Below are 13,449 nucleotides of genomic sequence, written 5' to 3'. Positions count from 1 at the left end.
CAATCCATCTGTCCCGAACCGACCCGGCCGACAGGGATACGCAGTCACGACGAACAATCAAAAACACTCCGAAATCCGGATAAACTGAACGGAAAAATCGAGAATCGTCTTTTTGATTTTCGCCCGCAATCCCCCGGGCAGCCAATCGGTATCTATGCACAAAGCAGGTCTTCTGACTCGTTCCGGTTCCGCGCCTTCCCGACTTCGGCAAGCCAGTGGCAATTGATTGCGAAACCCCTTTTACTCCTTCCGGAGCAGGAACTCACAGCAATGGGTATTGTTGCAGATTCTCACTGCATTCCCTTTTCATCCGTCGCACGCTTCCCGCAGGAAGGCGTTCGGGACACTTTTGCATGCACAAAAATAGAAAATAATTGACAATTACATATCGCAGCACCGCTTTTATCGCCGTCCCGGCGACAAAGCAGGAACCGACAGCCCGGGGAAGAATACCCGCAGCCCACCCGCCGGCCGTTCCATGACTTTTCGTCAGACCAACCGGCACACTGTCCGCAACTTCTGCCAATAAGTCCGCCGACACTCTCTTTTGCACGGTTTTTGAAAAAACAGTATCTGTAAAAAGAACAGTCCCTTTATTCCGACGATGAAAGCCGGGAGCGATATTATGTAACGCACGCGATACGACCCGGACAACAAAGAGATACGGAGACCGCTTTCCAAACAAGATAATTCCCGAAGAGCCGAATCCAACCAAACGAAAATATATTACTTTTGCAAACCGATTATTAATTTTCAAATCAAAAACCGACGAATTGAAATGAAAAAGCTTACAACCCTCCTCGCAATCTTCGCAATCGCAGGACTCGGATTGACCTCGTGCGACCAGAGCGGTACCGACGAAATCGTCTATCCCTCTTTTGAAAAAGTAACCCTCGAAGAGCGTACCGACGGCACCTTCTTCGGCCGTTTCGACGTAACGTGCGCCCAGACCTCCTCGCTGAAAGAGGTGACCGCAAGCTACACTTACGGCTCGACCACCATCAGCATCCCCGACCAGGACCTCGACATCACAAAAGGCAAGAATTACGAATGGACCGTGAAGCTGACCGTTCCGGTGGAAGCAGAGGGAACGCGCGTAAGCAAGATAACACTTTCGGCTACGGTAAAGGGTTCCAACGGCGGAACCAAAAGCCAGTCGTTCGACACGCCCGCCAAGGACGACCCCACTCCCGAGGAACCGGGGGAGACGGACCTCTCAGCCGCAGCAGCCTTCTCCTTCAAGCGTGTGGGCGGACAGGCAGCCACGGGCGACCTCTCCAAATTCGGACTGAAATGGCCTGAAAACGTATTGGCAGCCACCAACGTATCGCTTCAGAAAGACGGCGCATCGAAATTCGTGGAACTCGCCGCTGCCGACTGGAGCAATATCACGACCCAGGAGGCCCTGAAAGAAGCCATCGACAAGGCTTCCGACATGAAAGCCTACACCGGTATCAGTGCCGACAAGGGACAGGACTACGACGTGGTACTCGGCGTTATCAACGAAGATGTATATTACATGCTCCACATCACCAAGGCTACGGTAGCGACCGATGCCACCGTAGGTACGACGATAGAGATTACCGGCCAGTACAAGCACTAAACGGCAGTACCGTATCAAACAAAGGAGGGAACAGCTCGCTGTTCCCTCCTTTTCCGTATACCGCCTTCACTGCTCCCCACCGACCGACGGACCGGCAGCTTCCGACGCTATTCCGAATAGCCGAAGCGACGGAGCTGGCTGTCGGAATCCCGCCAGTTGTCGCTCACCTTCACGTAAAGCTGCAGGAACACCTTCTTGCCGAGAAACTTTTCGAGTTCGATGCGTGCGGCCGTCCCCACCCGTTTCAACATCTCGCCCTTATGTCCGATGAGGATGCCTTTCTGCGACTCGCGAGCCACATAAACGGTAGCCGAAATGCGGTCAAGACCGGGCTCCTCCCGATACTCGTCTATCGCTATCTCCACACTGTACGGAATCTCCTTCTGGTAGTTGAGGAATATCTTCTCGCGGATTATCTCCGAAGCGAAGAAACGCATCGTCCGGTCGGTCAGCGTATCCTTCGGATAATAAGGTTCCCCTTCGGGAAGCCTGGCGAGAATCAGGTCGAACAGCCCTCCTATGTTGAACCCGTTCAACGCCGATACGGGAACCACCTCGGCCTCCGGCAGCCGCGCCCGCCACCGTGCCGCGAGTTCCTCCAGCGCCTCCTGGGAGGTAAGGTCAATCTTGTTGATGACCACGATGACGGGAATGCCGCTCGCGGCGATACCGTCCACTATCCGCTGCGAAGTTTCGTCGCCCCGCTCCACCGTATCGGTCACGTAAAGAATGACGTCGGCATCCTTCAGCGCCCCGGCGACGAACTTCATCATGGACTCCTGAAGCCGGTAACTGGGCTTCAGGATACCGGGCGTATCGGAATAGACAATCTGGAAATCGTCGCCGTTCACGATACCCATTATCCGGTGGCGCGTAGTCTGTGCCTTGGAGGTGATGATGGAAAGACGCTCTCCCACGAGCGCATTCATAAGCGTCGATTTCCCCACATTGGGGTTGCCTATGATATTGACGAAACCTGACCTGTGCATAGTCGGAACATTTTGCGTTACGGCCCTTCGGGGCCTTTGCAAAGATAACGCAAATACGGTTCCAATTCCCTCCGCCGCGACGGAACGGCCCCGTATTTGTGCATGCACGGATAGTTTGCTACCTTTGCAGACGGAAAAAAGAAGCGTATGGCATCATCGAACTTCGTAGATTACGTCAAGATATTCGCCCGTTCGGGGGCGGGAGGGGCCGGTTCGGCTCATTTCAGGCGCGAAAAATTCGTCGCTTTCGGCGGGCCCGACGGCGGCGACGGCGGACGGGGCGGCAGCGTCGTCCTGCGCGGCAACAGCCAGTACTGGACGTTGATACACCTGAAATACCAGCGGCACGTATTCGCCAAGGACGGTGAAGCGGGTTCCGGCGCCCGCTCTTCGGGAAAGAGCGGCGAAGATGCCGTGATACCCGTACCGCTCGGCACCGTGGCCCGCAACGCCGACACCGGCGAAATCGTAGGCGAAGTGACGGAAGACGGTCAGGAACTCGTCCTGCTCCCCGGCGGACGGGGCGGTCTGGGCAACTGGCACTTCAAGACATCGACCAACCAGGCGCCGCGCTACGCTCAACCGGGCGAACCCCGACAGGAAGGGGCGTTCATTCTGGAACTGAAGGTACTCGCCGACGTGGGGCTGGTCGGATTCCCGAATGCCGGCAAATCCACGCTGCTCTCCGTAGTATCGGCCGCGAAACCCAAGATAGCCGACTACGCCTTCACCACACTGGAACCCAATCTCGGCATCGTGGAGGTACGTGACGGCCGTTCGTTCGTGATGGCCGACATTCCCGGCATCATCGAAGGGGCCCACGAGGGGCGCGGACTGGGCACACGCTTCCTCCGCCACATCGAACGCAATTCCATCCTGCTCTTCATGATTCCGGCCACGAGCGAGAACCTGCGCAACGAATACGGCATCCTGCTCAACGAACTGACGCAGTACAATCCCGAACTGCTCGACAAGGAGCGCCTGCTGGCCGTCACCAAATGCGACACGGCAGGAGAAGAAGAGTTGGCAGCGCTTCGGGAACAACTGCCGGAAGGGATACGCACCGTTTTCATCTCCTCAGTCAGCGGCTATAACATCCCCCAGCTCAAAGATGCACTGTGGGAAACCCTGCGGCACACCAACGACCGCAAGCCCTGATACGCTCCCGCTGCTTCAAACCCGTCCCCCCGCCATATCGGAATAGAGCAGGTCGGGACGGATAACGCGCAACCGGTAGTGTCCGTCAAAGACAGAGAGCATCCCCTCTATCCTACCGCTTCCGGCCGGAAGCGGCCACGAAGCGAAACCGGCACGGCGCGATGTACGGACAGCGAGCAGATTCCCCGACCGGTCCACCACATACCGGTCGGTATCGGCAAACCCCGACGCATCGTCCGCATCCCGGTCGCACCACGCCGCACGGCCTCCCGCCACGAACTGTACCCCGTCAAACGAAACGAACCGGCCGACATCCTCCGGCCGCAAGGCGGCAATCTCCCGCGCCTGCGGCTCTACCGCCTCCTCGGCCATTCCTACGATACGCACCACCGCCGGAATATCCGCCTCGTCCACATATCCCGTTTCATACCCCTGCGACGGAGCCGTCCCCAACTGAAGGCAGCCGCCATACGCGCCCAACGTCAGTCCGTTACACGACACATCCACCAGACACCCCATGGCATAGGTTTCGAACAGCCGCTCGCTGTCGAGCTTCAGCTCTATGGCTCCGCTCCCGTCCAGCACGGCGAGTGTCTTGTAATAATTGCCCGACCGGTCGCTGCTCACCACACAGCCCCGGATACGGTAACTCTCCGTAAACGTATAGGGGTATCCCCGATAATGCGATTTCAGGTACTCCACCGTCACGACCGAAGAGGCCGCACCGCCCTCTTCCTCCTCCGGTACCCGGCCTCTTTCCGGATAGCTGCATCCGCTCAGGAGCAGCACGGCGGCCACCGCCGGCCAGCTACATCTCCACATCATTCCCGTCCCTCAACTTCAGGGCGAAGACCTCGCGCGTCCCGCCGAATTTTCCATACATCAATATTCCCGTCAGGGTCACCCGCCCGGCCGGAACGGTATCCCCTGCAAACGAAGCGTAACCGCTCGTCACGACCGCCACCGAATCCCCGGCAGCATCCCGGAACCAGACCGTTCCCGTGGCCGGCATCCCCGACTCGGCCCCCGCATCCGCCCACGTCACCGGTCCGCCCGAGCGGCAGACCTCCGCTATCCGGACAAGACGACCGCAATACCGCTCCTCCAGCCCGCCGATACCGGGCTCCAGCGGAGGTACTTCCCGGAAAAGCGTATCGCGCTCCATGCAGCGGTCGAGCAGCACACGTGAACCGAACTCCTCCACCCGATAGGCCGACCAGTCGTTCACGCCCGCCCCGAGCTGCACCACGCCGTTGTACATCCCCACCGCCAGCCCACGGGCATGGATAACTATCCGGCGGCCGCGCTGACAATAGGCATGCAGGTCGTAAAATCCGGCCCGTATCTCGACGGCACCGCTTCCGTCGTCGATAATGAAACTACGGAAGAAATTCCCGGCCCGGTCGTCGGACACCACATAACCGCCAACCGTCAAATCCTCCTGCACCACAAAGGGGTCGCCGTAAAAATGTTCACGAAGCAGGGCGAGGTCGGCATCGGGAAGCGTACCGCTCCCCTCCAGGTCGCCGGGGCCGAGCGTACCGAAACGGTCGTAGCCACAAGCAACGGTCAGCACTCCAGACAGAATACATACGAAAATCTTTTTCATAACGCTAAAAACTGACTGTCAGCGAGGCGAGGAATGTCCGGGGATAGGCATAGCTGTAACGCGCCGGGAACGGACGGTAAGCGTTCCTCCCGTCCGCCGCCGTATATTCGTCGAACCTCATCTGTTCATAGCCTCCGTAAACGATGTCGCGCCGGTCGAGCAGATTGTCTACCGACAGGCTGGCGAACACCCGCACTCCGAAGAGGGTGAACCCCTTCGTCACTCCGACGTTCAGTACCCACGCATCGGGCAGCCGCTCCTGCCGGAAACACGCCTGCCGCTCCTCCGGCGAAGAGGCCAGATAGAGAAAGCGGTCGGTACGCCGCAGCGGATTCACCGTCACGTAGCGTCTTCCGGCATACATCCCTTCGAGCGTGAAGCCCCACTGCGAGGCCGTACTGTAATTCAGTGCAGCGGCCGCCGTCGTCTGCGGAGTGGCCGAATGTACGAAACCGTCCAACCGTGCCCGGTCGCCCCCGAGCAGCAGCCGGCCGGAAGCATCCTCGTAAACCGCGACCTCAGGCTCGCCGCGATAGATGTTGTTTCCCACCGACAAGACCGTCAGCAGCACGAGCCGCTCGGCCAGTTCGATGCGTACTCCCGCCTCCACACCCCAGTCGAGCCGCGTGATGCCGGACATCACCATATCGCAATAAGCACTGTACAGGTCGTCGTAATAGCGGTCCACCTGCATGGCGCCGTGCGTATGTACGAGGTACCCGGCCAACTCGGCCACGGCGAACCACGCCAGCGGTACCCTGTACTCTGCCTGCACGCCGGCCACCCGTTCCGACCGGATGCCCCCGGCCAGCGCATTGCTGTAATCGGGCGAGAGAAAAATATCCTCATAACAGGGCATGTATTCACCGGCGAACACCTCCGCACGGAGACGATGGCGTGCCGTGAAACCATAGCGGGCGGAAACATACACGTTGTACGGTGTGAAACCACACACGGCGGAGGAGCCGTACGACCGGCTGCCGGGCAGCGTCGCCTTCTCGTAATGTCCCACCCTGCACAGGTCGGCGAACGAAAGTTCGGCCCCGAACGAGAGCCCGAAACGTCCGTACCGATAGTGGCCCGCCCCGAAGAGTACGGCCTCACGGCGGAGGATGTCGTAATCGTAGTCGTACCGGTCGCCGGGGCCCACCCTTCGTCCCGGTTTCCGCACGTCGCTTTCCACCCCGGTAAAGGGGTCGCGGTTATAGGCGAAAACCGCACCGAGCAGGTCGGCCGCCTCCCGGTAGAAGTTGCTCCGGTCCCGACGCAGACGGAAGCCGTAATCGCACCGGAAACCGTCCCGTTCCGGAGCCGTCGCGGAGAAAGCGGCCTGCCACCCCTCCACGCGCTCCATCCGCCGGTCGGCAAGGTAAAGCGCAGCCCCTCCCGATGAAAAGAGATTGGCATCGTACAGGCCCGTCCAGTCCACCTGTGTCACCCGTTCATCGCCCGAACGCCACGCCTCCTCCAGCGCGGCAATCACATGCGGTTCGGTCCGATGACCCGGCAGGTTGCCATGGTAATCAGGGGCAGGAGAGGATGCATCCGACCACGACAGCCCGCTGCGCCCCCTGTATCCGTAACGGCAGCCGACGGAAACCGAATAATACACACCGTTCCGGTCGGAAATGCCGAAATTCACCGCCGCCAGCGGAGCGAAATCGCGCCGCACACGCGAATTGCGCACCTTTCCCTGAAAAGGGCCCCAATAGGGATTGTAGAGATTATTCCCCGTCAGCACATACGCCTCACGCTCCGTCCACCCCTTCATGCCACGCTCCTGAGGAGCCGCCATCAGAAACAGCGACAGGGATGCGCCCGACCGAAAACGCTTTTCGACGGACGCCGAAGCCATGAAGGAGTCGGTGAACACCCCCTTTACGAACGCGTCTTCCCCCCAGCGGCCGCGGGCCGAGACCGCATAGTACCATCCCCGCCCCGCTTCTCCGGCCGCACGCAGGCGCATCCCGTTACGGTAGCGCCGTTGCGAAAAGGTGTAGGTAGCCGATACGCCCTGCATGGCCAGTGAAGCCCGTATGTCGTAAAAATCGGTATAGAGCGGCGAGTAGGTTCCGGCAACGGAAGCACCGTAGATACGCGACTCCTGCGGAGCAAGAGCGCCCAGCGCCGTATAGAGATGGTAATCGGGATAGCGTCCGAGGCCGGAGGATAGCTCCAGTCCTGCGAGCGAAGCGCGGGCGAAACGTTCGTCCAGCCCGCGGGAACGGTAGGAAGTGAATCCGAAACCGTAACGCGACATCTGCGCGAAGAACGTACTCCCGTCACCGAGGGGCGAATAGAAAAGGGCCGTATCGACCGTTATCTCCCGGAAATCGTCTTCAAAAGGGTCGTAGTAAGGTTCATCGTCCGCAGGTTCCTGTGCAGACAATGCCATGCAGCAAAGGGACGTCCATGCCGCCGCAACGATTTTGACCAACCAGCCTCGCACCCGAAAACAATATATTTCAACCCAAATATACTATTTTCTACGCAATAACACCTCATCCGAGAACGTTTTACCGGCCGACTTTTCCTCTTTCTTTCCCCACCGCGACATGCGAAGGGGCGCTTCCCGACAGGAAACGCCCCTTCGCACGGCAACGGCGGACGGGTCACAACTCGTCGCTGAAGACCGCCTGCGGCAGGTCGTGCAGATTGTAGCGCGAGGCCATTGCGGCACCGTAAGCTCCGGCCGTCTTTATCGAAAGCAGGTCGCCGCGCCTGAGTTCGGGCAGGGAGAGGTCGCGGGCGAAGATATCCGATGACTCGCACACCGTTCCCCCTATCGTATAGGCACGCTCCGGCCCCGTACCGGTCAGGTTCTCTATCGCATGGCGGGAGTGGTAGAGGGCCGGCCGGAGGAGTTCGGTCATGCTCGCATCTATCAGGGCGATGTCGTCCCCCAGACCGCTCACCTTCGTAAAGAGTACCGTGGAGATGAGTTCGCCGCATTGTGCCACGAGCGAGCGTCCGAGCTCGAAGTGTACCCCGACCGACGCGGGCAGGTCGAGGCCCTGCGCGAAAACGGCGAAATAGGCCGCAAAATCCGGAACGGGATGCATCTCGGGAACATCGTAATCCACACCGAGTCCGCCGCCCACATTCACGTCGGTGATGCGGAACCCCTCCTCGGTAAACCACCGGTAGGAAGCATTGACCTTCCGACAAAGCTCCGCGAAGACCCCCAGGTCGGTTATCTGGGAACCGATATGGAAATGCAGTCCCATGATGTCGATGTTGCGCAGGTCGCCCAGCATTCCCACCACATCCGTTATCTCCCGGGGCGAGATTCCGAACTTGTTCTCCGAAAGGCCCGTAGTAATATAACTGTGGGTGTGGGGGTCGATGTCGGGATTTATCCGCAGCGCCACGTCGGCGACCACGCCGAGTTCCCGTGCAAGCGCATCTATCACGACGAGTTCGTTTTTCGATTCGCAGTTAAAGGCGAATATACCCTGCCGCAGCGCATAGATTATCTCGCTGTCCTTTTTCCCCACACCGGCATAGACGATGTCCTTCGGGGCGAAGCCCGTCTCTATGGCCCGGCGCACCTCGTTGCCGCTCACGCAGTCGGCCCCCATGCCGCACGAAGCGATGAACTCCATGATACGGCGGTCGTTGTTGGCCTTCATGGCATAGTGCAGCCGATATCCGTAACGGTCGGCCTCACGCAACGCACACTCCACCGTCCGACGCAGCAGCTCCATGTCGTACAGATAAAAGGGAGTCTCATACTCCCTGAGCCGCTCCTTTACCTCCCTACTCAGCATCCTTTCCGAACAGTTTGTCGTTAAGATTCCGCAACAGACGCGTCCTGTTGCGCGTATCGGTCAGCAGAGCGATGCTCCGGTGGCTCGCACCGTAGGAAATCATCTTGAGCGGTACGTCGCCCGCAGCCTCCATGATTTCCCGTGCACGCCCATGTTCCGCATGGTCCAGACGACCCACGATGCAGACGATGGAGTTGCCCGTATCCACCTCCACCGTCCCCAGTTCGGAAAGCTCGGCGATTATCTCCGGCAGCCGGCAGTCGCTGTCCACCGTCAGCGATACGGCCACCTCCGAAGTCGTTATCATGTCTATCGGCGTCCGATACTTCTCGAATACCTCGAATACCCTGCGCAGAAAACCGTAGGCCATCAGCATCCGGGCAGAGTAAATCCGTACCGCCGTGATGCCGTCCTTCGCCGCCACGGCACGGTAAACATGACCGCCAACCTCCGCGTCGGATATAACCGTACCGGGCGCATCGGGCGCCATGCTGTTCTTCAGCAATACGGGAATGCCCCGGTCCTTGCAGGGCTGGATGGTGGAGGGATGCAGTATCTTCGCTCCGAAATAGGCGAGTTCGGCCGCTTCATCGAAATTCATCCGGCGGATGGGGAATGTCCCCTCCACGTACCGCGGGTCGTTGTTGTGCATACCGTCGATATCGGTCCATATCTGTACCTCGCCGGCACCGAGCGCCGCTCCTATCAGGGCGGCACTGTAATCGCTGCCGCCGCGACCGAGGTTATCGAGCCGACCGTCCGGCCCGGTACAGATGAAACCCTGCGTAATATAATACACACCTCGGGCAGCATCGGCCACCGACTGCCGCAACACTCCGCCGTCCACGCGCACTTCGCCGCCGTACATGAAAGCCGGGGCATGGAGCAGTTCGGCCCGACAGCCGCGCTCTTTCATATAAAGGGTAAAGAGGGCGGTAGTCAGCAGTTCGCCCTGTGCGATGATGGTACGCTGCGACACTTCGCCCGCATAGGCCGCAGCCTCCGCCGCCACCCGCTCCATCGTACGCTCTACCGCCGCCGACGCATCGGCATATCCGTCGGAAAGCAGCTCCCCGGCACACCGTACATATTTACGTTTCAGACCGGCCAGAAGCAGTGCAATCTCCTCTTCGCAGCCGCCTGCCGCCGCGAACGACGCTATTCTTTGCAGGGTGTCCGTCGTACCGGACATCGCCGACAGCACCGTCACCGACGCCCCCTCGCGCACGATGATGTCGGCCACTCTCCTCATATTGGCAGCACTGCCGACCGAGGTACCGCCGAACTTCAAAACCTTTATCATTCTTTCCCGTTTTATCCACTAAAGATGATTTACAGCACAAAGATAATGGTTTTTATTTTTTAAAAATCATTTTTATAACATTTTTTATTTTTAAGTCAATTTAAGTTTATTTTACAATACCAAATTCACCTAAAAACACACAAGATACCTACTCATTACATTCTGGTCGGACAATCCGGCATTCCCCTACAAATGCAGCAACGCAGATGCTGCGCAACGAAACGGGCCGTCCATCCGCAATGACGGAAACCAAAAGGCTGCCGGGAAGTGTTCCCGGCAGCCTTGAAGCATACAAACACACGGCAGCGTATCAGTATCCGAGTATCCTCATCATCGAACGGTAGCTCTGCTCCTTGGCAAAGAGGCGGGTATAATATTCATTATCACCCTTGTCGCGGTCGATGATGATATGCTTGGGTGCAGGTATCAGACAGTGTTGGATGCCGCCGAAGCCGCCGAGCGACTCCTGATAAGCCCCCGTATGGAAGAAACCGATATACTGCGTCTCACCGGGTGTGAGCTTCGGAAGGAAGACGGCATTGGAGTGGGCTTCGCCGCTGTAATAGTCCTCGCTGTCGCACGAAAGCCCGCCAAGGAATACCCGCTGGTATTCCTTGTCCCAATTATTGATGGCGAGCAGCGGATAACGCTGGTTGATGCCCCAGATGTCCGGCAGCGTCGTCATGAAAGAGCTGTCAATCATGTACCAGCTCTCCCGGTCGTTCTGCTGCTTCTGATTGATGATGGAGAAGAGAGCGGCACCGCTCTCGCCTACCGTGAACGAACCGAACTCGGTAAAGATATTCGGCTCCTCCACCCCGTTGGCATTGCAGACATTCTTAATCTGCGCCACAATCTCCTCGGTCATATACTCGTAATCGTAGTCGAAGGCGAGCGAATTCTTTATCGGGAAACCGCCGCCTATGTTCAGCGAATCGAGTTCCGGCGCAAGTTTCTTCAGTTCGCAGTAGACCTGGATGCACTTGTGCAGCTCGTTCCAATAGTAGGCCGTATCCTTGATACCGGTATTGATGAAGAAGTGGAGCATCTTGAGCTTCACCTTCTTGTTGTTCTTTATCCGTTCCTTATAATAAGGTATGATATCGTTGTAGCGGATACCGAGGCGCGAGGTGTAGAAATCGAACTTCGGTTCCTCCTCCGCCGCGATGCGGATTCCTATCTGACACGGCTTCTCGATGATGTCCAACAGGTCGAGCTCCTGCTTGTTGTCTATCACCGGAATGGTATTGGTGAAACCGCTGTTTATCAGGTTGGCGATGTTCTCCACATACTGCGGACGCTTGAACCCGTTGCACACGATGTAAATGTCCTTGTTAATCAATCCGCTCTCATAAAGCGCATTGATGATATGGATGTCGTAGGCCGACGATGTCTCGAGATTTATCTCATTCTTCAGGGCCTCTTCCAGCACGAAAGAGAAATGCGAACTTTTCGTACAGTAACAGTAATTGTAGGAACCCTTGTAATCGACCTTGGCCATCGCCACGTTGAACATGCGCTTGGCACGGTTTATCTGCTGCGATATCTTCGGCAGATAGGAGATTTTCAGCGGCGTCCCATACTGCTTGATAATATCCATCAGAGGGACTTCGTGGAAGTAGAGTTCGTTATCCTCCACCGTAAATTCATCCTGTGGGAACTCGAACGTCTGTTCGATAAGGTCGATGTACTTGTTTTTCATCTCATCGCAGATTATTACCGGTAAAATCGACAATCCGGCTCGCCTACTTCGGTCTTTTCCGGCCGAAGTAGCCCGGACGGATTGCACGCAATCGCGGATACAAAGCAAGCGATTCTTTTTCTATTTATCAACTATTTCGGCAGGCAATATCGTTTTTACCGCAATGCATACCGCATTTCAGTGAAAAAATCCCTAATTTTGGGCAAATCATTTCGAGAGGAATATGGTCGGAGAGGCAATAAGAGGCATACTGGACGGAGGCGCCCGCAAGGTCATCATACCAGGCTGCGGGACTTTCATCAGGCGCGAATCCGGAGAGCTCGTATTCACGGAACTGCTCCGGACGGATGACGGCAGGCTGACCGCAGCGCTCGCAGCATCGCAGGGCATCGCGCCCGAGGCCGCACGCAAACTCGTCGAAGCCTATGCGGCAGCCATGAACCGGAAACTCGCCGGAACAGGACGGATGACCGTCGAAGGGGTCGGCACCATCGTCCGAACCGCTGCAGGCAATTATACGGTCGAACCGCAGAACGGGACGGTATCGCAGCAAACGGAATCCGAGCCGGTTCGGCAGACGGAGCCCCCCGCGGCGGCGGACGTTCTCACGGAAGAGGGCGTTGCACAGACGGCAGACACCCCCCGGCCAACCGACCCGAATGCGGAAGAACGGCCGCAGGAGACCCCGGCCTGTATCGGACAGGAAGAGGTCGTCCCGCACGAAGGAGTCCGGCAGGAGGCAGTCCACACCCCCGCACCGACCTACGGACGCTACGGCAAGAGCCGGCTGCGCAGTGCGCTCTACGGTGACCGGGAACCGGACGACGAAGAGACCGCGGAACATCAACAACCGCTTTCCGAAAGTCTGCCGGACAAGACGCGCTCCGTATCACCGGCAGCAATACCTGCCGCGACAGCGACGGCGCCCTCCTCTTCCGGGAATGACGGAACAACGGAATATACGCCTCAAATCCATATCCGGCGGCCCGGCAAGCCCAAAAAACGGCCGGATGCGGTGCTCGTCATCGCAATCATCGCATTCGCCATCGCGATAGGCGTACTCGTTTACGGTTTCCTCGCCAACCGCGACATCAATGCCGTCAAGGAGGGCATCCTCATCGAAATGGACGCCAGCGGACAGGCAGCGGAACAGGCCGCAGAGGCGGAATGACATCCGGCCGGTCGCGCGAAACCAGACAGTGAAAGGACAAAGCCGCTACGGGCAAAGGTCCCAATATTCGGCATGCTTCCTTTTCTGTCCGACAGCACGACAGGGCGATACACACGATTTGAAGATTTCATACATAAGGAGATA

10 protein-coding genes and 1 riboswitch are annotated in these 13,449 nt (G+C 58.1%); of the genes, 3 read left to right on the top strand and 7 right to left on the bottom strand.

Going from position 1 to position 13,449, the window contains the following annotated elements; all coding sequences use genetic code 11:
• Nucleotides 1-144: 144 nt before the first annotated feature.
• Nucleotides 145-366, bottom strand: a riboswitch (cobalamin riboswitch).
• Between the two features lie 412 nt (nt 367-778).
• The gene (locus tag BQ5361_RS02935) at nt 779-1,603 is read left to right on the top strand and encodes a hypothetical protein (RefSeq protein ID WP_035471834.1); all 825 of its coding nucleotides are present in this window, start codon (nt 779-781) and stop codon (nt 1,601-1,603) included.
• A 107-nt stretch (nt 1,604-1,710) separates the two neighbouring features.
• Here BQ5361_RS02935 and era read toward each other — a convergent pair whose 3' ends face one another.
• Nucleotides 1,711-2,592: a GTPase Era gene (gene era, locus BQ5361_RS02930; RefSeq protein WP_022063167.1), complete on the bottom strand. Its 882-nt coding sequence runs from the start codon at nt 2,590-2,592 to the stop codon at nt 1,711-1,713.
• A gap of 147 nt (nt 2,593-2,739) precedes the next feature.
• On the opposite strand from era, the gene obgE reads away from it, so the two are divergent.
• Nucleotides 2,740-3,750: a GTPase ObgE gene (gene obgE, locus BQ5361_RS02925; protein ID WP_035471831.1), complete on the top strand. Its 1,011-nt coding sequence runs from the start codon at nt 2,740-2,742 to the stop codon at nt 3,748-3,750.
• Nucleotides 3,751-3,765: 15 nt separating this feature from the next.
• On the opposite strand, the gene BQ5361_RS02920 is transcribed toward obgE, so the two are convergent.
• From BQ5361_RS02920 to BQ5361_RS02895, 6 genes are all read right to left on the bottom strand, one after another.
• A complete protein-coding gene (locus BQ5361_RS02920; RefSeq protein ID WP_143047480.1) occupies nt 3,766-4,575 on the bottom strand; it encodes a DUF5689 domain-containing protein in 810 nt (269 codons plus the stop codon).
• Entirely contained in the window at nt 4,559-5,359 is an 801-nt protein-coding gene (locus tag BQ5361_RS02915) for a DUF5689 domain-containing protein (protein ID WP_022063164.1), read from the bottom strand. The genes BQ5361_RS02920 and BQ5361_RS02915 overlap by 17 nt, the downstream gene beginning before the upstream one ends.
• A 4-nt stretch (nt 5,360-5,363) precedes the next feature.
• Nucleotides 5,364-7,754 carry a hypothetical protein gene (locus BQ5361_RS02910; protein ID WP_035471829.1) on the bottom strand — a complete coding sequence of 797 codons (2,391 nt, stop codon included), beginning with the start codon at nt 7,752-7,754 and terminating at the stop codon, nt 5,364-5,366.
• A gap of 217 nt (nt 7,755-7,971) precedes the next feature.
• A complete protein-coding gene (lysA, locus tag BQ5361_RS02905) occupies nt 7,972-9,129 on the bottom strand; it encodes a diaminopimelate decarboxylase (RefSeq protein WP_035471827.1) in 1,158 nt (385 codons plus the stop codon).
• The gene (locus BQ5361_RS02900; protein WP_052130969.1) at nt 9,119-10,432 is read right to left on the bottom strand and encodes an aspartate kinase; all 1,314 of its coding nucleotides are present in this window, start codon (nt 10,430-10,432) and stop codon (nt 9,119-9,121) included. The genes lysA and BQ5361_RS02900 overlap by 11 nt, the downstream gene beginning before the upstream one ends.
• Before the next feature lie 310 nt (nt 10,433-10,742).
• On the bottom strand, nt 10,743-12,134 hold the full coding sequence (locus tag BQ5361_RS02895; RefSeq protein ID WP_022063159.1) for a type III PLP-dependent enzyme domain-containing protein: 1,392 nt from the start codon (nt 12,132-12,134) through the stop codon (nt 10,743-10,745).
• A 223-nt stretch (nt 12,135-12,357) separates the two neighbouring features.
• Here BQ5361_RS02895 and BQ5361_RS02890 point away from each other — a divergent pair, with 223 nt between their 5' ends.
• A complete protein-coding gene (locus tag BQ5361_RS02890) occupies nt 12,358-13,305 on the top strand; it encodes a hypothetical protein (RefSeq protein WP_035471825.1) in 948 nt (315 codons plus the stop codon).
• Nucleotides 13,306-13,449: the final 144 nt, after the last annotated feature.

Origin of the sequence: Tidjanibacter massiliensis (assembly GCF_900104605.1) — a bacterium.
GTDB lineage: Bacteria > Bacteroidota > Bacteroidia > Bacteroidales > Rikenellaceae > Tidjanibacter > Tidjanibacter inops.
Note: the sequence above shows the minus strand (reverse complement) of the source record. Positions and strands in the feature narration are given on the sequence as shown.